This is a genomic window from Saprospiraceae bacterium (assembly GCA_016714025.1).
Lineage (GTDB): Bacteria > Bacteroidota > Bacteroidia > Chitinophagales > Saprospiraceae > Vicinibacter.
The window spans coordinates 2,293,397-2,314,807 of record JADJOB010000002.1 but is presented as its reverse complement, the minus strand read 5'-3'; the positions used below and the strand labels follow the sequence as shown (position 1 = coordinate 2,314,807).

At 36.0% G+C, this 21,411-nt stretch carries 20 protein-coding genes; 12 read left to right on the top strand and 8 right to left on the bottom strand.

Annotated features, from left to right (window positions below; all coding sequences use genetic code 11):
* Positions 1-3: 3 nt before the first annotated feature.
* The 4 genes from IPJ80_12380 to purB all read left to right on the top strand — a co-directional run bounded on the left by IPJ80_12380 (position 4) and on the right by purB (position 4,138).
* On the top strand, positions 4-1,284 hold the full coding sequence (locus IPJ80_12380) for an AAA family ATPase (protein MBK7914277.1): 1,281 nt from the start codon (positions 4-6) through the stop codon (positions 1,282-1,284).
* Positions 1,285-1,489: 205 nt separating this feature from the next.
* Positions 1,490-2,074 carry a tRNA-(ms[2]io[6]A)-hydroxylase gene (locus IPJ80_12375; GenBank protein MBK7914276.1) on the top strand — a complete coding sequence of 195 codons (585 nt, stop codon included), beginning with the start codon at positions 1,490-1,492 and terminating at the stop codon, positions 2,072-2,074.
* A gap of 11 nt (positions 2,075-2,085) precedes the next feature.
* A complete protein-coding gene (locus IPJ80_12370) occupies positions 2,086-2,784 on the top strand; it encodes a TIGR02206 family membrane protein (GenBank protein MBK7914275.1) in 699 nt (232 codons plus the stop codon).
* Positions 2,785-2,794: 10 nt separating this feature from the next.
* Positions 2,795-4,138: an adenylosuccinate lyase gene (gene purB, locus IPJ80_12365; protein MBK7914274.1), complete on the top strand. Its 1,344-nt coding sequence runs from the start codon at positions 2,795-2,797 to the stop codon at positions 4,136-4,138.
* Here purB and IPJ80_12360 read toward each other — a convergent pair.
* Together IPJ80_12360 and IPJ80_12355 are read right to left on the bottom strand one after the other, a co-directional pair.
* The gene (locus tag IPJ80_12360; GenBank protein ID MBK7914273.1) at positions 4,130-4,423 is read right to left on the bottom strand and encodes a hypothetical protein; all 294 of its coding nucleotides are present in this window, start codon (positions 4,421-4,423) and stop codon (positions 4,130-4,132) included. The two genes, purB and IPJ80_12360, sit on opposite strands and share 9 nt — an antisense overlap.
* Before the next feature lie 5 nt (positions 4,424-4,428).
* The gene (locus IPJ80_12355; protein MBK7914272.1) at positions 4,429-5,595 is read right to left on the bottom strand and encodes a phosphoribosylformylglycinamidine cyclo-ligase; all 1,167 of its coding nucleotides are present in this window, start codon (positions 5,593-5,595) and stop codon (positions 4,429-4,431) included.
* Between the two features lie 198 nt (positions 5,596-5,793).
* Here IPJ80_12355 and IPJ80_12350 point away from each other — a divergent pair, with 198 nt between their 5' ends.
* Positions 5,794-6,636: a cupin-like domain-containing protein gene (locus tag IPJ80_12350; protein ID MBK7914271.1), complete on the top strand. Its 843-nt coding sequence runs from the start codon at positions 5,794-5,796 to the stop codon at positions 6,634-6,636.
* Positions 6,637-6,731: 95 nt separating this feature from the next.
* On the opposite strand, the gene IPJ80_12345 is transcribed toward IPJ80_12350, so the two are convergent.
* Positions 6,732-7,805, bottom strand: a complete 1,074-nt coding sequence (locus tag IPJ80_12345; protein MBK7914270.1) for a bifunctional 3-deoxy-7-phosphoheptulonate synthase/chorismate mutase type II — start codon at positions 7,803-7,805, stop codon at positions 6,732-6,734.
* Between the two features lie 137 nt (positions 7,806-7,942).
* Here IPJ80_12345 and IPJ80_12340 point away from each other — a divergent pair, with 137 nt between their 5' ends.
* Positions 7,943-10,426 (top strand): PIG-L family deacetylase, encoded by a 2,484-nt coding sequence (locus IPJ80_12340; protein MBK7914269.1) that lies wholly within the window; start codon positions 7,943-7,945, stop codon positions 10,424-10,426.
* A 115-nt stretch (positions 10,427-10,541) separates the two neighbouring features.
* On the top strand, positions 10,542-12,218 hold the full coding sequence (locus tag IPJ80_12335; GenBank protein ID MBK7914268.1) for a sodium:solute symporter: 1,677 nt from the start codon (positions 10,542-10,544) through the stop codon (positions 12,216-12,218).
* Positions 12,219-12,258: 40 nt separating this feature from the next.
* On the opposite strand, the gene IPJ80_12330 is transcribed toward IPJ80_12335, so the two are convergent.
* From IPJ80_12330 to recF, 3 genes are all read right to left on the bottom strand, one after another.
* Positions 12,259-13,092 carry a DUF2911 domain-containing protein gene (locus IPJ80_12330; GenBank protein MBK7914267.1) on the bottom strand — a complete coding sequence of 278 codons (834 nt, stop codon included), beginning with the start codon at positions 13,090-13,092 and terminating at the stop codon, positions 12,259-12,261.
* A 259-nt stretch (positions 13,093-13,351) separates the two neighbouring features.
* The gene (locus IPJ80_12325) at positions 13,352-13,636 is read right to left on the bottom strand and encodes a DUF721 domain-containing protein (protein ID MBK7914266.1); all 285 of its coding nucleotides are present in this window, start codon (positions 13,634-13,636) and stop codon (positions 13,352-13,354) included.
* Position 13,637: 1 nt separating this feature from the next.
* Complete coding sequence (gene recF, locus IPJ80_12320; GenBank protein MBK7914265.1) at positions 13,638-14,732, bottom strand: DNA replication and repair protein RecF; 1,095 nt, start codon at positions 14,730-14,732, stop codon at positions 13,638-13,640.
* Between the two features lie 136 nt (positions 14,733-14,868).
* On the opposite strand from recF, the gene IPJ80_12315 reads away from it, so the two are divergent.
* The 5 genes from IPJ80_12315 to IPJ80_12295 all read left to right on the top strand — a co-directional run bounded on the left by IPJ80_12315 (position 14,869) and on the right by IPJ80_12295 (position 20,099).
* Positions 14,869-16,875, top strand: a complete 2,007-nt coding sequence (locus IPJ80_12315) for a S9 family peptidase (protein MBK7914264.1) — start codon at positions 14,869-14,871, stop codon at positions 16,873-16,875.
* A gap of 27 nt (positions 16,876-16,902) precedes the next feature.
* Positions 16,903-17,940, top strand: coding sequence for a pyruvate dehydrogenase (acetyl-transferring) E1 component subunit alpha (pdhA, locus tag IPJ80_12310; protein MBK7914263.1), 1,038 nt, complete (start codon positions 16,903-16,905; stop codon positions 17,938-17,940).
* Between the two features lie 80 nt (positions 17,941-18,020).
* Positions 18,021-18,731, top strand: coding sequence for a tetratricopeptide repeat protein (locus IPJ80_12305; protein MBK7914262.1), 711 nt, complete (start codon positions 18,021-18,023; stop codon positions 18,729-18,731).
* A gap of 10 nt (positions 18,732-18,741) precedes the next feature.
* Positions 18,742-19,257 carry a 6,7-dimethyl-8-ribityllumazine synthase gene (locus tag IPJ80_12300; protein MBK7914261.1) on the top strand — a complete coding sequence of 172 codons (516 nt, stop codon included), beginning with the start codon at positions 18,742-18,744 and terminating at the stop codon, positions 19,255-19,257.
* Positions 19,254-20,099: an MBL fold metallo-hydrolase gene (locus IPJ80_12295; protein MBK7914260.1), complete on the top strand. Its 846-nt coding sequence runs from the start codon at positions 19,254-19,256 to the stop codon at positions 20,097-20,099. The genes IPJ80_12300 and IPJ80_12295 overlap by 4 nt, the downstream gene beginning before the upstream one ends.
* On the opposite strand, the gene IPJ80_12290 is transcribed toward IPJ80_12295, so the two are convergent.
* Complete coding sequence (locus IPJ80_12290) at positions 20,086-20,646, bottom strand: cob(I)yrinic acid a,c-diamide adenosyltransferase (protein ID MBK7914259.1); 561 nt, start codon at positions 20,644-20,646, stop codon at positions 20,086-20,088. The genes IPJ80_12295 and IPJ80_12290 overlap by 14 nt on opposite strands.
* Positions 20,643-21,323, bottom strand: coding sequence for an ABC transporter ATP-binding protein (locus IPJ80_12285; GenBank protein MBK7914258.1), 681 nt, complete (start codon positions 21,321-21,323; stop codon positions 20,643-20,645). The genes IPJ80_12290 and IPJ80_12285 overlap by 4 nt, the downstream gene beginning before the upstream one ends.
* Positions 21,324-21,411: the final 88 nt, after the last annotated feature.

Genomic DNA, 21,411 nt, shown 5'->3' with positions numbered 1-21,411 from the left:
TGAATGGATGATTCGTTTATATTTCAACTGAATTCAGAACATCATTATGTTTTGGATCAGTTGGATTCACTGCAAGGCTGTTTGTTTCTAACCGGAAGAGCTGGAACTGGTAAATCCAGTTTGATTCAGTTATTTAAAAAATTGAATGCAAAAAAAGTCATTTACCTTGCTCCTACCGGAGTAGCTGCTGTTCAAATTAAAGGACAGACCATCCATAGCTTTTTTAAATTTCCCCCAGGATGGATTCGTCAAGCAGATTATAAAATCCTTCCTAAAAAGTTTGTTGAACAGATCGATTTAATTTTTATAGATGAAATTTCAATGGTTCGCGCAGAACTGTTGGACCATATTGACCAATTGCTTCAACTTTCGACTGGAGTTAGAAAACCATTTGGCGGAAAAGCCATGTTATGGTGTGGTGATTTGTTTCAATTACCTCCTGTGATTAGTACCAGTTTTGAAAAAGAATATTTCCAGAAAGAATATGCAAGTCCCTATTTTTTCTCAGCCAAGGTCTTTAATTTGATTGAATCATTTGAATTGATTGAACTGAATCGCATTTACCGACAATCGGATCCTTACTTTATTAAATTATTGGAAAAGATCCGAATGAATGATCTGGATGCTGATGAACTTGAAGAAATCAACGAAATTTGTTGCATGCCAAAGGATGAACCGGACCTCTTACAAATCCACTTGTGCACAACCAATGCTTCTGCAAACCGAATTAATATGGAACGGTTGCAGGCATTAGATGATGTTCCTAAAATTTATAAGGCCAAAATAAATGGCCAAGTGCAATTAAATCAATATCCCGGCGAAGAACAATTGATATTAAAAATTGGAGCACAGGTGGTTTTTACCAGAAATGATCCATCCAAACGTTTTGTCAACGGGAGTTTGGGAGTTGTGCGTAGATTAAATGAAAACTCAATTGAAATAGACATTGAGAACAAACGAATTGAACTGGAAGCATTTACATGGGAAATAATTAAATACAAGCTTTCTCCGGGAAAAAACAAGGACCTGGAAACTGAAGTTGTTGGTCATTTTATTCAATTTCCAATAAAACTTGCCTGGGCAATCACCATTCACAAAAGCCAAGGCAAAACATTTGAAAACATTGCAATTGAAATGGGATCAGGCGCTTTTGAATTTGGGCAAGCCTATGTAGCTTTTAGCAGATGTAAAAGCCTGCAAGGCATTCAATTAAAACAAAAATTACGATGGCAGGACATCCGATCTGATGAGCGAATTATAGATTTTTTAAGACAGCACACTTAAAAGAAAGCATTTATTGAATCATTATATCCTATAATTAAATTAGATTATTTAATTTTGAGCGAATCAACATAAAAAATATGTCAAAAAACCAACGCACTTCAAAATCAGGCAGCTCACATGGAGAACGCAAATTTTTTTATGTGTTAATTGTCGTTGCAGTCATCCTCATGTTGTTGATGTATTGGATGTTTAGTGCCAGTTAATTTTGAAGTTAAATCTTGATATCCGCTTTCCAAGTCCCAGGTCTTGGCTTGAAGCTGTTCTAGCTGATTTTAATTCATTTTTAATCGATCATGCTGATTGTGAACGCAAAGCTTCGGCTATGGCGCTAAGTTTTGTTGCCAAATATCCAAATCGAACGGAAATAATTCCCGAATTGATTGAAACAGCCCTGGAAGAATTGGAGCATTTTAAAATGGTCTATGAACTCATGCAGCAAAGAGGGATTCAATTACCGAGCGGAATGGCCAAAGACCCGTATATATCCGAATTATTAAGAAACACACGAACTGGACTTGAAGAACGATTTTTAGATCGTTTACTGATCGCTTCCGTTGCAGAAACCCGAGGTGCTGAGCGTTTCCGTTTAATTGCTGAACAACTTGAAGATGAAGATCTTAAAAAATTTTACAAAATGCTTTGGACTTCTGAAGCAAAGCATGGACATATATACGTCAAGATGGCTTTAAATTACTTCCCGGAGGATACCGTGTATTTATGGCTTGATCGTTGGACGGATATTGAGTCAGAAGTGATCCGAAATTTAGAAATTCGTGCTGCATTACATTAAATTACACATAAATGCATGAACATTACATTGTACCCGTCCTATCTACACAATGGTTTTGGGGATTGTTGTTTAGTCTAATTGTTTACGGCTTGCTTTTATGGGCCGGAATGTACGCAAAGCAGAATGGATTTGAAGAAAAATACAGGTATTTCCTGGCCGGCATTTTTATAATCAGGGAAGTCTATTTGTTTGCATATATCTTTCAAATGGGCCAATTTACAGTCCAAGATTCACTGCCCTTGCATTTATGTAATATCTCCTATGTTTCACTGATAATTGTATTAATAAAACCCAATTATTTCTTGTTCGAGTTTATCTTGATGTTAGGGCTCGCCGGAGCTTTGCAGAGCTTGATTACTCCAGAGTTAACTCATGGTTATTCGGACTATTTCTTTTTAGATTATTATTTCAGCCATAGTGCCATCATATTTGTGCCCCTTTATGCGATAATCGTATTAAATATGAAACCCAGAGATCGCTCCTGGCTTCGTGTATTTTGCTTTGGAAATCTGGTTTTATTAGTGGTTTATTGTCTTAACTTGTTGTTTAATTCCAATTACATTTATTTAATGGAGGCTCCAAAAGCCAATAACCCATTAATTTTACACCCATATCCTATGCATTTAATAGGATTTGAAGTATTTGGGTTTTTACACATTGTATTTATATATTGGTTAAGTCGTAAGTATTTCATACCCAAAACAAATTAAAATATAGTAAATGCTTCAAGCTATTTCTCCTTTGGATGGTCGATATGAAAACAAGATCAAAGATCTTGTTGGGTATTTTTCTGAATATGCTTTGATTCGATATCGGGTATTGGTTGAAATAGAATATTTCATTCACTTGAGTTCAACGCTCGATTTAAAATATAAATTAACATCTGATCAATGCATCCAACTAAGATCCTTATATCATGATTTTACATTAGAACAAGCTGCTCAAATTAAAAAAATTGAAACAACTACTAATCATGATGTAAAAGCAGTTGAGTATTTTATTAAAGATGCATGTGAATCATTTGGACTTACATCACATATTGAATTGATTCATTTTGGATTGACTTCACAGGATATCAACAATACAGCCATTCCAATGTCCCTTCGTGACTTTACTGAACGGTTTTTTCTCGAAAAATTAAACAGTTTAAAAAGTAGTTTGGAAGCAATCGCAGAAGCATGGAAACAAGTACCGATGCTTGCAAGGACCCATGGACAGGCTGCAAGTCCAACAACGGTCGGAAAGGAACTAAAGGTTTTTTCTGAACGACTTTCTAAACAAATTAATACACTTTCACAATTTGAATATTCCGGTAAATTTGGTGGCGCCACTGGTAATTTCAATGCCCACATTGCAGCGTTCCCTTCAATTGACTGGGCTAAATGGGCTGATCTTTTTTTAAGCGAACAATTAAAATTAAAGCGCCAACTGCACACAACACAAATAGCCCATTATGATGAGCTTGCTGAATGGATGCAGTTATTGATTCGAATCAATTCAATTCTCCTTGATTTTTCAAGGGATATCTGGTTATATATTTCAATGGACTTTTTTGGGCAAAAAACCATAGAAGGAGAAATAGGATCTTCTGCAATGCCACATAAAGTAAATCCTATTGATTTCGAAAATGCTGAAGGGAATTTAGGCGTTTCAACTGCCCTGGCATCCCATCTTGCAGAGAAACTGCCCGTTTCCAGATTGCAACGAGATCTTACAGACAGCACCGTTTTGCGCAATATTGGAGTACCTATTGCTCATACATATATTGCTATTGACTCCTTGCAAAAAGGCATCCATAAACTTGTATTGAATGAATCTATTTTATCAGAAGAATTAAATGATAATTGGGTAATCCTGGCAGAAGCCATACAAACTATTTTGAGAAGAGAATCCTACAAAAATCCTTATGAAGCACTCAAAACGCTGACAAGGGGCAAACAGAAACTAACTAAAACAGATCTACACAATTTTATTGATCAATTGGATGTAACTGATTCAATAAAAACAGAATTGAAAGCCTTGAGACCTGAAAGTTATACAGGAAATGCCGGTAAATTATTTTGAATTTAAAATTGCGAAAATTCCCAACAATACAAATACAATCAATAGAATGATAATCGCCATTAAATAATTCTGATAACTTGATTTTCCTTCATCTTGTGGTTGCTCTGGATTGGTTGGATTGGTTTCATTTTGACTCATAGCGTTTGTATATAATTGAATACGTTGAAATTTTTTAAAATTTTCAGGATCAGCTACCAACCAGGCTTCGATGTAAACTTTTTCTGCTTCTGTGCATTGACTTTTTGCATATTTCCACAATAGTTCTTCTCCGGGTTCAATGGCCATTTCACTCAATTGTACAAAAATTCGCCTAATTCTGATTGAATAAGCACTTCAGGCTGCGCAGCCTTTTCGACAAATCCTATAATTCGTGCTTCAATATTAAATTCTGAAGCCAACTTAATGAGTGCTTCGGCACCTGAAACATTGGTGTATACCTCCATGCGATGACCCATATTATAAACTTCATACATTTCTTGTGAACTACACAAAGATTGTGAGCGAATCAATTCAAATACAGGTGGAATCTGGAATAAATTATTTTTTACAATTCGCAATGGATCAATAAATTTTTTAACTTTTGTTTGAGCGCCTCCGGTGCAATGGATTATTCCGTGAATAGCATCTCTGTAATTTTTAACAAAGTATTGCAAAAGCGGTAAATAGGTTCGTGTGGGGGAAAGCAATAAATCCCCTACCCGATAAGATGTATTGTTGAAAATAAATTGATCAGACAACTTATAGGATCCTGTGTAAATGTAGTCCTTCTCTGTTTGTGGAGCATATGATTCTTCTGCCAGTGCATAGTCCTTTTTGAGAACATCATGCCTTGCTGCTGTCAATCCATTTGATCCAATCCCACTATTATAATTTGATTCATAGATTGCATGTCCAAATGATGCAAGTCCAACAATTAAATCCCCGTCAGAAATCTGATTTACAATCAGATCTTGTCTTGGCAATCTTCCAAAAGCAGTAATCCCAACATCTATGGTTCTGACAATATCTCCAACATCAGCAGTTTCGCCTCCTCCTGAATGAATTTGAATTCCAAAATCCTTCATTTTAGCAATAAACGATTCGGTACCCATAATGATGTGTTCAATGACTTTTCCAGGAATCAGGTGTTTATTTCTACCAATTGTAGATGAAACAATGATATTATCAAAGCAGCCGACGCAAGCCAGGTCATCCAAATTCATAACCAGGGCATCTTGTGCAATTCGCTCCCATACACTAAAATCATTGGAATCCATCCAATCCAAATAAGCTAAACTTGTTTTAGTCCCAGCGGTATCCGCATGTATGAAATTCACAAAATCCGGGTCTGAACCCACATAATCGGGTAAAACTTTACAGAAAGCCCTCTCAAAAAGCCCTTTGTCTAAATTTCGGATCGCATGATGCACATCTTCCTTCCCAGCCGAGACCCCCAAAGATTGATAGCGTTTTGACATAATGCTGTCAAAGGTAAAAGGAACTACAGCCGCAACCAAATTCATCAGAAAAAAATACAAAAAGATTCTTGTTATGTATTTGATTATCCATAGCTTACACATTAATCACTTATGGAATTTTAAAATCCTTCTGTTAAATGAACGATGCATTCTATTGGATGTTAAATTTGTAATCAATTTAATACAAAGCGCCGTTGTATGAATTTATACCCTATTGAGAAAGTTTCAGGCTTAAACAGGGATTCCTTTAAAGAGAATTATCTGGACCCAATGAAACCAGTTGTGTTCACCGATCTTATAAATGACTGGCCCGCAAAAGATTTATGGACGTTTGAATATTTAAAAACAAATTACGGTCATTTGAAGGTCCCAATTTACGATAGCAGTTTTAGCAAAGCTGGAAAAAACTATATGAGCTCAACAGGCACCATGAAATTTGGTGATTATTTGGATCTTATTCAGCGAGAACCTACCGAACTTCGAATTTTTTTATGGAATATATTTAAACAAGCACCGGAATTGGCCCAGCATATTAAAATCCCAAACATAATGGATGGATTTTATAATGAATTCCCATTTATGTTTTTTGGTGGCCAGGGGTCCTATACCAGAATTCACTATGATATTGATTGCTCTCATGTATTTCTAACGCAACTTCAAAACAGGAAACGCGTATTGCTTTTTGATCAGGATCAATCAAAATATTTATACCACATTCCTTATACTGTTGCTTGTTTAGTCAATCCCATTGAACTTGATGAGGAAAAATATCCCGGAATTAAACAATTAATAGGATATGAAACCATTCTCGAACATGGTGAAACCCTCTTTATTCCCAGTATGTATTGGCATCATATTGAATATACTGACGGCGGTTTTTCTTTATCTTTACGGGCTTCCAATTCAATCAGCTTAAAAGCAAAGGGGTTTTATAATATTGCCCGCCATTTTGTAGTAGACCGCGGGATGAATTTGATATTGGGAAACCGATGGATGGATATGAAAATCAAAATGGCAAAACGAAATGCACATCTTGCCTGAAAGCTTGGCATGCATTTTGAAAGTATAATTAGAACGAAACCTATTAGTATCTGTTAAAACCAAATTGAGAATCCTTTCCAGATGGAAAGGATTTTTTATTTATTCATTTTTATACTTTGATGTTGAATTGATTCAATATGAATTGCTTCAATTAATGAAAAAATAAATTCTTCACTTAGATTCATCGTTTTACCTAAGAGCAGAAACCGTTCTACGATCTCATCCCAACGATCTGGTTGAAAAATGGATATATTGATTTCCTTTTTATTAAGGCCTATATGCTCTGCCAGGGCCATTCTCTCAGAAAGTAAGGCTAAAATTTTTTCATCAATTAAATCAATTTCACTTCGAATTGCTTTAATATTCTGATTGAATTTTGAATCAGTGGATTGGACGGATCTCAGAATTAATTTAGAAGCGATCTCCTTTTTGAAAAAAGCTGGTGTTACTTGTTGATCTGAATCACTTAATGCAATGGAGGGATTCGGGTGAATTTCAACCATTAATCCATCATAATTCAAATCCATGGCTATTTGAGCAATTTCCAACAAGTTGTCAGGTTTCCCGCTAATATGGGATATATCTGCAATAAGGCGTAAATCCGGTAGACGCCGTTTTAACTCAATTGGAATTTGCCACCGGGGAATGTTTCTATAAATTGAATTTCCATAAAAACTAAAACCTCTGTGGATTGCAGCAACTGATTTGATTCCTGCTTCTTGAATTCGTTCAATAGCTCCTAACCACAAAAAAAGATCTGGATTGATTGGATTCTTTACGAAGACAACCATTTTACTGCCTTTTAGCGCTTCAGCAATTTCCTGAACATAAAATGGATTAACCGTAGTGCGTGCGCCAATCCATACTGCGTCGAATCCAGCTTTAGAAACCAGCTCAACATGTTGAGGAGTCGCTACTTCAGTACAAATCTTAAATCCGTAGGCCCTTTTAAGTTCAAGCATCCAATCAATGGCTGGTTCGCCAAATCCCTGAAAATGTCCCGGTCTGGTTCGCGGTTTCCAAATACCAGCACGTACGTAATCGGGTTTAAACTCTAATAAATCCTTACCCAATTGCAAAAGTTGCTCCGGAGACTCCGCACTGCAGGGTCCTAATATTAATAATTTAGAAACTTCCTTATCTGCATGGTTCGAACTGTTAATATTCATATCTTAGACAACAAATGTAAATGAATTTTGATCGCTGGTTAACTCATATATTCTCATCTTTGTGTTGCTATAGAATTCACCCCAGGTTTTTAAAATTATACCCACTTTTGAGAAGAATCATTACCAAATCCATTAAAATGAACCATTTAAAATGCACTTTGCTTTTACTCGTTGTTTTCCTTCCATTTAGTTTATTTGCTCAAAAATGCAAAACAAGTGCAGAGATTTTAGAGGGAATCAAGAAATTAAATGTTTTAGGGTCCGTATTATATATAGCTGCACACCCGGATGATGAAAATACCCGTCTTATAAGTTTTTTATCTAAAGACATGAAATTAAATACCGCATATCTCTCATTAACACGTGGCGATGGCGGACAAAATCTAATTGGATCTGAATTAGATGAAAAATTAGGGGTCATTCGTACCAACGAATTGCTGGAAGCTCGAAAAATTGATGGTGGAATCCAATATTTTTCAAGGGCAAATGATTTTGGTTATTCAAAAAATGCAGAGGAAACATTTACTATCTGGAATTATGATAGTGTGTTATGCGATGTGATACGTGTAATTCGCGAATTTAAACCTGACGTAATCATCAATCGTTTTGATCACAGAAGCAGCGGCAAAACACATGGCCATCATACTGCATCCGCAATTTTAGGGCTGGAAGCAGCCAAATTTTCGAATAGTCCACTATTTAAAATGGATGCATTGAAAGGAACAGAGATGCACATTGTTTCCCGGATTTACTTTAATACTTCATGGTTTTTCTTTGGGGGAAAAGAAAAATTCGATGCAATGGATAAATCAAATTTATACCATTTGGATGTCGGCTCCTATTTACCTGCTTATGGCTATTCAAACAATGAAATTGCTGCACAAAGCAGAAGCATGCATAAATCACAAGGTTTTGGCATAAACAGTAGCAGGGGCAGTCAACTTGAATACTTTGAGCGTTTAGATCAACCGAAAGATAAATCTCATTCCAATCCCTTTGATGGTCTTGATTTAAGCTGGACGCGCATTAATGGAGGAGGCAATGTAAAACAGCAAATTGATTCGCTGATTCTTGACTTTAGCCAGGAAAAACCTTGGTTGAGTATTCCACGCCTTCAAAAAATACAAACATATATTGAAGATTTGCCTGAAAGTTATTGGACAAAATTGAAATTACAGGAAGTGATTGGTTTAATCCTGGATTGCGCCGGTTTTTATGCTGAAGCAACGACTGATAAAAATATTACAACATCAGGCGATACCCTTTCCATTAATGCAGAGTGTATTGTTCGCAATCCCATAGCGAGCCGCATCATCAAATTTAAAATTATTAATGATTTAAAAGATAGCTTGATCCAATTTCAGTTGACACCCAATCAGGCCTTGACCTGGAAAACCAGATGTGTTGTTTCAAATGCTTTTGGCATAACCAGTCCATTCTGGCTTTGGAATGGAAGACACAGTGGCTATTACAGAGTGGATGCTCTAGAAAATTACAATCGTCCGCTTACAAAACGCAATTTAACTGCAAGCTTTAATGTAGAAATTTTAAACAAAACATATCAAGTAAATCGTGAAGTTATCTACAAGAATGACGATCCGGTTTTAGGTGAAGTGCGGCAAAATTTGGATATTTTACCAGGTATCTGCATTAAATCAGCCGATTATCTTCTCATTCCCGAAAACAATCGTGCAATTGTTAAACTCAGAGTAAAGGCTTATGCGAATAATCAAACCGGTTCATTGAGTCTAAAAATACCAAATTGTATAAACACAAATCCATGGTCCCATCAATTTCAATTGGAAAAAAATGGCGATGAAAAAGAATTTGAATTTATTCTTGAATTGGATTCTAAATGCAAGGACCTTGTTGAAATTCCTGTTTTAATAAACAATTCAGTTTCATTTACTCATGAAATTATTAAATACCCGCACATTCCCTGGCAGAATGTTTTATTGCCAGCTACTGTAAAGTTGATCAATAAACCCATTGTCATCAATAAGAAAAAACGTATCGCATATATTGAGGGTGCTGGTGATTTTATCGATGAAGCATTAGAAAAAATGCATTACCCTGTGACAATAATTAGTCCATCCATGTTAAAAGAGCTTCGGGTAGATCAATACAATGTTTTAATATTCGGCATCCGTGCGTTAAACACAAATCTTGATTTAAAAACCTGTAAAAACGATTTAATCCGTTACATGAATCAAGGAGGAAAAGTAATTTTTCAATACAATACGACTGCTGAATTAATTACCGATGATTTTGCACCTGATACGCTTGGAATTTCAAGAGATCGTGTTACCGATGAATATGCTCAGGTTCGAATTCTAAAACCAAATCATCCAGTATTTAATCAATTTAATAAAATCAATTCAGATGATTTTGACAATTGGGTTCAAGAGCGTGGTTTATATTTTCCTGGAAAATACAGTACTGGTTACGATGAATTGTTGTCAATGTCTGATCCAAATGAAAAAGAACTTCGATCAGGAATCCTAGTTAAAAAAGTTGGCAAGGGATATTTTGTTTACAGTTCATTGGCATGGTTCAGACAACTAAAAGCCGGTGTGCCCGGAGCATATCGAATTTTTTCGAATTTAGTTAGTTTTGAGTGATATGCCCAAAGAACCAAATTGGAAAAAACTATACATCCTGGTAATCGTTATGCTTGCATTTTACATTATTATGCTAGGCATTTTTAGCAAGCATTTTAAAATCTGATACAAATTAATGAGTTGGATTGATTGGTTGGTTTTAATTGGCAGTATTGGCTTTATTGTTATCTATGGCCTATACAAAACAAAAAAACAGGCTAATTTAAACGATTATTTATTAGGTAATCAAGATACAAATTGGTGGAAGGTTGGTTTCGCGGTCATGGCTACTCAAGCCAGTGCAATTACTTTTATTTCTACAACGGGACAGGGATTTTCTGATGGAATGCAATTTGTGCAATTCTATTTTGGCCTTCCTCTGGCAATGATTGTTATATGCATCACTTTTATACCAAAGTTTTATCAGCTCAAAGTCTTTACAGCATACGAATACCTTGAAAACCGGTTTGATTTAAAAACACGAACCTTTGCTGCAATTATTTTTCTAATTCAACGTGGCCTGGCAGCTGGTATTACACTTTATGCACCAAGCATTATTTTGTCGGCTTTGTTTGATTGGAATTTGCAATGGACTCATATTATTTCTGGAGTATTGGTCATTCTTTATACGGTATCCGGCGGTGCGAAAGCCGTCACGCAAACTCAGTTGCAGCAGCTAGCGGTTATTTTGATTGGCATGCTGTTTATATTTTTTTATATGATTTACTCATTGCCTTCATCCGTTAACTTTTATGATGCACTTGAGATAGCGAGTTGGGAAGGCAGAACCAATGCTTTAAGCTTTAAATTGGAATACAATAATCGTTACAATTTTTGGGCTGGCATTGCGGGAGGTTTTTTCTTAGCCCTTGCTTATTTTGGAACTGACCAATCGCAAGTACAAAGATATATCAGTGGAAAAAACATTCAAGAAAGCAGAATGGGATTGATTATGAATGGGATCTTGAAAATCCCAATGCAAATATTCATTCTTCTGTGTGGCGTTTTGTTGTTTGCAGTTTTTCAGTTTCAAAAAACACCCGTGCATTTTAATGAAAAAGTGCTCAATGAATTAACAACACATCATAAAGATCAATACCAAAGATGGCAAACATTTAATGATTCAATTCACAGATTATCCGGACAAGTAAACTTCAATCAGTCTAACCAAAGTTTAAAGCAACAATTATATGTGCTCAATCAAGATCGAAAAACACTTCAAACAGAAGTCCGAAATTATGTAAAAACCAATTTGCCAAATCAGGAAGCAAATGATCGCGACTACGTGTTCCTTTATTACATCCTACACTATTTACCAAAAGGCTTTATTGGCTTAATGATTGCGGTAATTTTATGCGCCGCCATGTCATCTATCTCGGCTGAAATAAATGCTCTTTCCGGAACTACAATTGTTGATATTGCTTTAAGGTTGTTTCCATTTAGTGATTTACGGAACAGGCCCATATTCTGGTCAAAATGTTTTGCACTTTTTTGGGGTTTGGTTGCCATTGGGTTTGCACTGTATGCAAATTTATTTGAAAATTTAATTCAATTTATTAACATCATTGGTTCCTTATTTTATGGAACCATACTTGGAATATTTTTAACAGGATTTTACTTAAAAAGAATAAAAGGTGGAGCGGTTTTTTATGCAGCTCTGATTGCACAAAGCCTTACATTGATTTTATTTAAATATTCAGAATTGGGATTTTTATGGTATAATGTGATTGCCTGTTTAACAGTTATGTTGCTTGCATCAATCTTTCAATGGATCAATTCGGATTTAATTAATAAAAGAAGCCTGGATTCATAATATAAATCCAGGCTTACGGCATCTTAATTTTTTAAAATTATTAATTACTCCATTCTTTTATTGAATCGTCATTCATTTTAACATATTCATCATTCTTCGCTTCAATTGCTTTGGCTTTCGATTTCTGAGCTGCTTCAATTGCTTCTGCTTTACGGCCTAATTTTGCAAGAATTAAGGATTCTACACGCAATTTCCAAAACTGAGGATCTAATTGATTGGCAACCTGAATCCATTTTAAAGCCATGTTTAAATCCTTATTGTTATCAAAATAATATCTGGCTGCCTGATAATAATCATTGCTTGAAGGTCCTGCCATGACTTTTTCAATGTTTTTCATGACCTTTGAATCGGTGTCAAATCTCAATTTTACAGGAACCAGACTGGTTTCCCAAATAATCATCATGGTCGCGCTCTCATTGCGAAGTTCATCAAACCCAATTGTAAACGATTCAACAGTATAGGGAATCAATTCAGGCGAAACTTTTACGTGAGCAACTTCTTTTGAAACATCCCAGGGATCAGGAACTCCGGAAACTGTGATGTCATTGTATAAAATGACTTCCCAGGATTCTTCTCCAGGAATTGTGAAAAGTGCATAGCTTCCTTTGGGAACTTTTACCCCTTGCACCTCTAAATCATCGCTAAAAGTAACTTTGGTACAAGCGTTAGCACCAGTACGCCAGGTTTTACCATAAGGCACCAAATCTCCAAAAACAATTCGATTCTTTTTACTTGGACGGGAATATTCTACGTTTACGGTTGCAAGCCCGATTTTCTGCTCAATCTTACAAAGCGGACTGGGCGCTGGAGTAGAAACTTGCGCATAACCATTTGCAAATGAGCCAATTAGCAACAAAATAAGCAGTTTTTTCATATGAATAGTTTTTATTTATAACAGAAATATTTCTAAATAGATGCAAAAAATAGGCTAAAAAATATATTACAAATATTAATAATATGTTATATATTTGCCCTTGTTAATACGGTACTATAATAGTCCTGTATTAATTCCAAAAACTGATTAAGGAAACTCAAAAAATAAGAAAATGGTAATCGCAACAACATGTGTCCTTTGTTTTTTATTTAGCTGGTTTTTATTGCAAATGAATATTTCAGAGCAAGAACAATAAACCTTATCTGATGTCTAAACGGACAATCAGATTTTCTTTTAACGCTTCATTGAGCTGAAGTATTATTTGTACTTTTTTTAGATTTAACTCATAGCGCAATGGAGCTGAACTTACCCAGACTGCAAGTTGTCCATCTTTAAATTGCACTTTTGTAGTATAAACTGCAATGCTTTTGTAACGTTCTTTCCAAATAATTTCAATCCGTTTATTTAAAAGCTTCCCTTTTAAATGACCCTGTTCAGAAAAATTCTTTAAGAGGTCTTTTAACTTTGACTCGTGATCCCGCATGTCAAGAAAATTGATTTTGAATTATTTCATAAAAAGCTGTTTTTGATTTCAAGGTTTTAGCTAATTCCTTGACACGATCTATATGGGTGTCTGTAATAAAACATTGCTCGATGTTTTCAGATTCCAACAAAACTAACAATTTCTGAACTCTAACAGCATCTAATTTAGCAAATATATCATCCAACAAAACGACAGGCATTTTCTGACTTTGAGTTCTTAGAAAATCAAACTGCGCCAATTTCATTGACAAAACAAATGTTTTGATTTGGCCTTGCGAACCCACATGGGAAAGGGATCGGCCATTCATCAGGCATTCCAATTTGTCCTTATGGATACCAAAATTTGTTCCTCCTGCATAAAAATCAAGAGTTCTGGATTTTAAAAGTGTATTAGAATAATCCGAATCAACGGTTGTATGATACTTGAGATCCAATTGTTCGTCTTTCCCACTTATTCTAATACTGTATTCGTTTAATGCGGACTTAAGATTTGAGATAAATTCTGCACGTTTAGTTGCAATTGCTATACCAGGCGATTCCATTTTGAAATCATACGTATCTAATAGTTTAGAATCCAACTTGCCTTGTTTTTTCATTAACTTAAGTGCGGCATTTCTTTGTTTTAATAACCGGGTATAGGTATTTAAATTTTCAAAATAATTGGAATCAATTTGAATGAGTGTTTGGTTGATAAATTTTCTCCGTTCTTCTCCTTCATGAATAAACTGATAAATTTCATCCGGAGCAATCAACACAACAGGTAATCGACCCAAATGTGCTGCCAACCGCTCATCCTTTGTTTCATCCCAGATCACTTCCTTCAATACTCCATGTTTGAATTTGATACACAGCGAATGATTTGTCTGCAATTCGGAAATACTGGCTTCAATTCTAAAATAATCAGCCTGATGGTTTATCAGATCAACATCTTTTGTTTTTCTGAAACTACGAACCATACAGAAATAATAAAGGGCATCCAATAAATTGGTTTTACCGGCTCCATTATTGCCAGTAACAAAATGAAAGCCCGGACCTAAATTGACCGAAACATCTTGAAAATTCTTAAAATGCGTAAGCTTAATTTGTTGAAATATCAATCGGATAAACTGTTAATTGGTGAATGGATTTGTGGAGCAAAGCTATCGCTGTCCAGAGAAATTATTGGTTCTTTAAAAGAAGAAACTTCTGAATTCGTGTGGAGGCTTTAATTTTGGGTCCTAATTCAATACTAAAATGCGCATCTTCCTATTTATTTTCAGCTTACTATCAGCCAATCTTGTAGCCCAAAACCTTTTAACCCCTGAAATTCTTTGGTCCTTAGGTCGGGTAAACGGTGAAGCTTTGTCTAAAGATGGTAAAAAACTCTACTACACGGTTACAAATTATGATGTACAAAAAAACAAAGGAAATACCCAGCTTTACTCATTAGAAATCAGTTCTGGAACTATTGAGAAAATTTCTGAAGCTGATTCATACGCCGGAAATGCTTGTTTTGACAGTGGTGGAAATTTAATTTATTCCAAAGACGGACAGATCTACCATCAATTACTTCAAAAATCGCTTAGTTCCAAAGATTTGGAGTATTCAAACCTTCTCCCCTCACCCAATGGCCAATGGTTGGCATTTTCAAGATTGGTTAAAGTCAACACTCCTAAGCCTGACTTATATCCTGACTTGCAAAAATCAAGTGCTTTAATTTATGATGATCTTATGTTTAGGCACTGGAATGTATGGGAAGATGGTTATTCTAACCATGTTTTTATTGGTCGCATATCGCCGGATGGAGTTCAAACTGAAAAGGATATCCTTTTTAAGGAACCGTACGACGCACCTACCATGCCAGATGGCGGTGTTGAGGATTATTCCTGGAGTGTAGACAGTAAATTTCTTGCTTATGTGTCAGTAAAGAAAATGGGAAAAGATTATGCAGTCAGCACCAATTCAGATATTTATTTATATGATAATACCACTGGTAAAACCATAAATGTCAGTGAGGGCATGATGGGTTACGATAAAAACCCTGTATTTTCTCCTGATGGCAGATATCTCGCCTGGACGAGTATGGCTCGAGATGGATATGAGGCTGACAAAAACGATATTATCGTTCTTGATCTTAAATCAAAAATCAAACAAAAGCTTACGAACAATTGGGATGAAACAGTTAACCAATTTTTATGGTCCAAAGATTCTAAGTTTATTTATGCATCCTTACCCTATCGGGGCACGGTGCAGTTGTTCTCTATAAGCATCCCTGAAAATCCACAACAACCAGTTCAATTTAAAAAAATAACCAATACCGAACATGATTACAGCAATCTAATTGGAATCCACAATCAGACCCTTTATTGCCATCGTACTGATATGAATCATGCTGCAGAATTATTTGCAATTGATATTCTAACCGGCAACGCAACTCAATTGACCCATATTAATACTGCTATTTATGAGAAGCTGAAAATGCCTATTGTCCAGAAAAAATGGATTAAAACAACAGATGGAAAACAAATGCTGACCTGGCTGATATTGCCACCAGATTTTGATTCAACTAAAAAATATCCGACCCTATTATATTGTCAGGGAGGTCCTCAGTCAGCGCTAAGCCAATTTTATTCATTTCGTTGGAACTTTCAATTGATGGCCTCTAACGGTTATATCATTGTTGCGCCAAATCGCAGGGGTATGCCAGGTTGGGGTTCTGCCTGGAATGAACAAATTTCAGGTGATTGGGGAGGTCAATGCATGAAAGATTACCTGGCTGCTATTGATCAGGTATCTGAATCTCCATATGTTGATAAAAATAGACGCGGTGCTGTTGGTGCCAGTTTTGGAGGCTATTCCGTTTTTATGTTGGCCGGAATTCATAAAAATCGCTTCAAAACCTTTATTTCTCATTGTGGAACTTATAATTTAGAATCCTGGTATAGCAGCACTGAAGAATTGTGGTTTGCAAATTATGATTTGAAAGGATCCTACTGGGCTAAGAAAAAATCTAAATCCTATGATAAATATTCACCACATAAATTGGTTAATAACTGGAATGCACCCATTTTAATCATTCAAGGGGGAAAGGATTATAGAATCCCTGATACACAGGCATTTGAAGCTTTTACAGCTGCGCGAATGCACGATCTCAAAGCCAGGCTCCTTTACATTCCAGACGAAGGACATCATATTCTGAAAGTTCAGAATGGTCTGGTCTGGCAGCATGAATTTTACCGATGGCTAAAAGAGACCCTTTAAAGCATTATTTTTGCTTAAATTTATCATATGCCCGAAGTATTAAGTCCGACAAAGAAAAAAGCAACTAACCAAGTTTCCGGGGAATTCTCAAAAGAGACCTGGATGCTTTGGTATGAAACCATGCTTCGCATCAGAAGATTTGAAGAACGCACGTTGATGATGTACTCTCAGCAAAAAATAAGAGGTTTTTGCCATGTATATATAGGTCAGGAGGCAATTGCAGCTGGGATGGTTACCGCAATTAACAAAGAGGATGCTTTGGTTACTGCCTATCGCCAGCATGGAAATGCCATTTCAAGAGGAATTCCAACAAAATTATGTATGGCCGAACTTTTTGGCAAAGAAACCGGGGTTGTTAAAGGGAAAGGCGGATCCATGCATTTCTTTTCCAGACAACATCGCTTTTTTGGCGGTAACGGGATCGTTGGTGCACAAATTCCTATTGGAACTGGAATCGCATTTGCTGAAAAGTATAAAGGAAGCTCCAATATATGCATTACCATGTTTGGGGATGGAGCCGCTCGTCAAGGAGCGCTGTATGAATCATTTAATATGGCTATGAGTTGGAATCTTCCAATTCTCTACATTGTTGAAAACAATGGGTATGCCATGGGCACATCCGTTGAACGTACCAGCAATGTGTCTGATTTATATAAAATAGGTCGAGCGTTTGACATGCCCTCAGAATCGATTGACGGAATGAGCCCGGAAGCTGTCCATTTAGGCATCAGTAAAGCCGCTCAACACATTAGAAGTGGCAAAGGACCCTATTTCCTGGAGATTAAAACGTATCGCTACAGGGGGCATTCCGTTTCAGATCCGGGTACTTATCGGTCCAAAGAAGAAGTAGAGCAATACAAGGCCATTGACCCCCTCATCGTAACGGAAGCAAGAATTTTATCAAATAAAATTGCAAATCAGGCTGAATTAGATCAAATAAACGAGCAAATTAAACTTGAAATTGATGAGGCCGTTGAATTTGCTGAAAACTCAGATTTTCCAAGCCCTTCCAGTTTATATGATGATAATTATGTCGAATCAGACTACCCGTTTATTCGTGACTAGTTAACATGCACTTTAGTAATATTTAATCCAATTTGAACTCCTTGTATTAGTTTTGCGGAGTTTTTTATTAAATACATCATATGGCAAAAGGTTATCGTACCGGTGTGACCCCGAAAAATGTAAGATCTGCACAATCGCAGGATGAAACGTTGATAGATATTGGACAAGTAAAGCATCAGGCTGAAGATTTTTACGAGAAGCATAAAATGACGATTTTAGGCATTTTAATTGGTCTCATTGTAATTATAGGTGGTTGGCTGGGTTATACTTATATGTATCAGGAACCAAAAAATATTGAGGCTATGGAGCAAATGTACCAGGCTGAATTTTTATTTGAAAAAGATTCTTTTGATATGGCCCTCAATAATCCTGGAGGTGGCTTTGCAGGTTTTGCTGAATTGTCTGAAACCTATTCATCAACTGCAGCTGGTAACCTTGCAAAGTATTATGCAGCAATTTGTTGTTTAAATCTACATAAATACGAAGAAGCTAAATCGTATTTAGAAAGTTATAAAGCTTCCGGAGATTTAATGCCTATTCTAAAAAATGGAGCTTTGGGTGATGTATATGCAGAATTGAATGATTTTGAAACTGCTTTAAAATATTACCAAAAAGCTGCCAGTGAGGAAAATGAATTTCTTACCCCTGTAAATCTTAAAAAAATTGGACTTTTGAAAGAAAAATTAGGTGATAAGGAAGGTGCATTAAAAGCATATAAAGAAATTAAAGAAAAGTACGCTGAATCTCCTGACGGAAATAATATAGACAAATACATTATTCCAATGGAATAATCCAATTATTATGGCTGGAAATTTACCCAGCTTATCAAATTTGACAAGCGCTGAATTAGAATTAGCTAAAGAATTTAGCTATGGAATTGTGGCATCCTTATGGAATCCTACCATTACTGATCAATTGGTAAAGGCTGCTTTGGAAACGCTGCAAATTTGTGAAGTCCCTTCAAACGCAATATACCTAGAAAGAGTTCCAGGTTCATTTGAATTGCCTTTAGCTGCACAATGGCTTTTAAAAACTAAAATGCCAGATGCCCTTATTTGTCTCGGTTGTATTATTAAGGGTGAAACGCAACACGATGAATTCATTGCACATGCTATTACAGATGGAATCATGCAATTAAACCTCCGTTTTGACAAACCAGTTATCCTGGGCGTATTGACTGTAAATTCAATGCAACAAGCAAAAGAACGAGCTGGGGGAAAATTGGGTAACAAAGGAACGGAATCTATTTTGGCTGCTATTAAAATGCTAAGTTTACAACGGAGTTTAAACACGGTAGTTCAATCTAAAAAAACATGATTCACTCTATTAAAACGGTTCATACAGGTTATTTTAAATTGGATGGCGGTGCCATGTTTGGTGTTGTGCCAAAATCTTTATGGTCGAAACTTAATCCGCCTGACGAACAAAATTTCTGCACCTGGTCTCTCCGTTGTTTGTTGATCGAAATGGAAAACAAGCGAATTCTGGTTGATTGCGGAATGGGATCAAAGCAAGATGACAAATTCAGATCTTTTTTTCAACCTCATGGCAATACCGATCTTCTAAATGTTTTGGCACAGGATTCAATCCTGCCAGAAGACATTACAGATGTTTTTTTAACCCATTTACATTTTGATCATTGTGGCGGTGCTGTAAGTAAAGATTCCGAAGGCAATCTGTTTCCAACTTTTCCGAATGCTGTATATTGGTCAAATGAACGTCATTGGGATTGGGCAATTAATCCAAATGAACGTGAACGAGCTTCCTTTTTAAAAGAAAACTTTATTCCACTTCAACAACATTCTAAAATTAAATTTATAGAATCCGATAAATCAAATTTGGAATGGTTACCAGGCATTGTAATTCGTTTTAGCTACGGCCATACCGAGGCTATGATGACACTGGAGATGGAATGGAATGATCAAAAATATATTTATTGCGCAGATTTATTACCCTCCTCATTTCACATAGGCATGCCTTACATTATGGCCTATGATGTTCGACCTCTCGTATCTCTACAAGAAAAAGAATTTTTATTAAGACAGGCTGTTGATCACAATCACATATTAATTTTGGAGCATGACCCAATTGCACCGGCGGTCACTGTTAAATATGATGAAAGAAATCGTATTGTCCTGGATCGTATTATTCAATTATAGCATCATTCGGTTTCCAGTATATTTCATCAACCCCACTTAGGTGATTGAGATATCTTGACAGAACAAACAAAAAATCTGATAACCTATTTAAATATATAATAATTTCAGGATTGACAGATTCTAATTGGGCAAGGGATACCACTCTTCGTTCAGCCCTACGACAAATGGTACGACACGTATGAGCCTGTGAACTGGCCTGACATCCTCCGGGCAAGACAAAAAACTGAAGAGGTTTTAATTCCTTTTCCATTTCATCAATCCAACTTTCGAGTAAATTTGTTTTTGATTTTTCAAGTGCTGGTACTTTAATCAAATTATTATCAGGATCAGCTGCTAAATTTGAACCAATTACAAATAAATACGATTGGATATTCAACATGCGCTCATTTAAAGCAGTCTGGTTTATTAAATTATTCAACAACCCCAGGGCCGAATTTAATTCATCAATGGTACCATAAGCTTCAATGCGAAGATCATCTTTAGATATTCGGCGACCTCCAAATAAAGATGTTGTACCCTGATCACCCGATTTAGTATAAATTTTCATTTGTCATTGATTTGATCGGACTCAATCATTCCATCTCTCAATTTCACAATGCGATGTGCAAATTTTGCTATATCATTTTCATGAGTTACCAGGATAATTGTATTGCCATTTTTATGAATTAGATCAAGCATTGCCATTATCTCTTCACTTGTTTTTGTATCCAAATTTCCAGTTGGTTCATCTGCCAAAATTATTGCAGGATTATTAACTAAAGCACGAGCAATTGCAACCCGTTGCCTCTGCCCTCCTGATAATTCATTGGGTTTATGCATTACCCGATCTCCCAAGCCAACTTGTCGCAATTTTTCCATAGCAATTTCTTGCCGTTCCTCCTTATTCATACCAGCATAGATTAAGGGCATGGCTACATTATCCAAGGCTGTCATTCTGGGCAACAAGTTAAAGGTTTGGAAAACAAAGCCTATTTCTTTATTTCTAATTTCTGCCAACTCATTATCGGAAAGTTCACTGACTAATTGATTGTTCAACAAATAACTGCCCTCTGTCGGGCTGTCCAGACAACCAATTAAATTCATTAAGGTAGATTTACCACTCCCCGAAGGTCCCATTAATGCCAAATACTCATTTTTAGCAATGTTCAATTCGATCTTCTTAATAGCATCAATTTGTTCGTCACCCATAAAATAGGTTTTTCTAAGATCATGGAGTTCTATTATATTATTTGACATATTTGGGTACAATTAGCTGTAAAAGTAAATATTTCAGTTTGAACAAGCATTAGGCTGACAATATCTGTTGCACCCA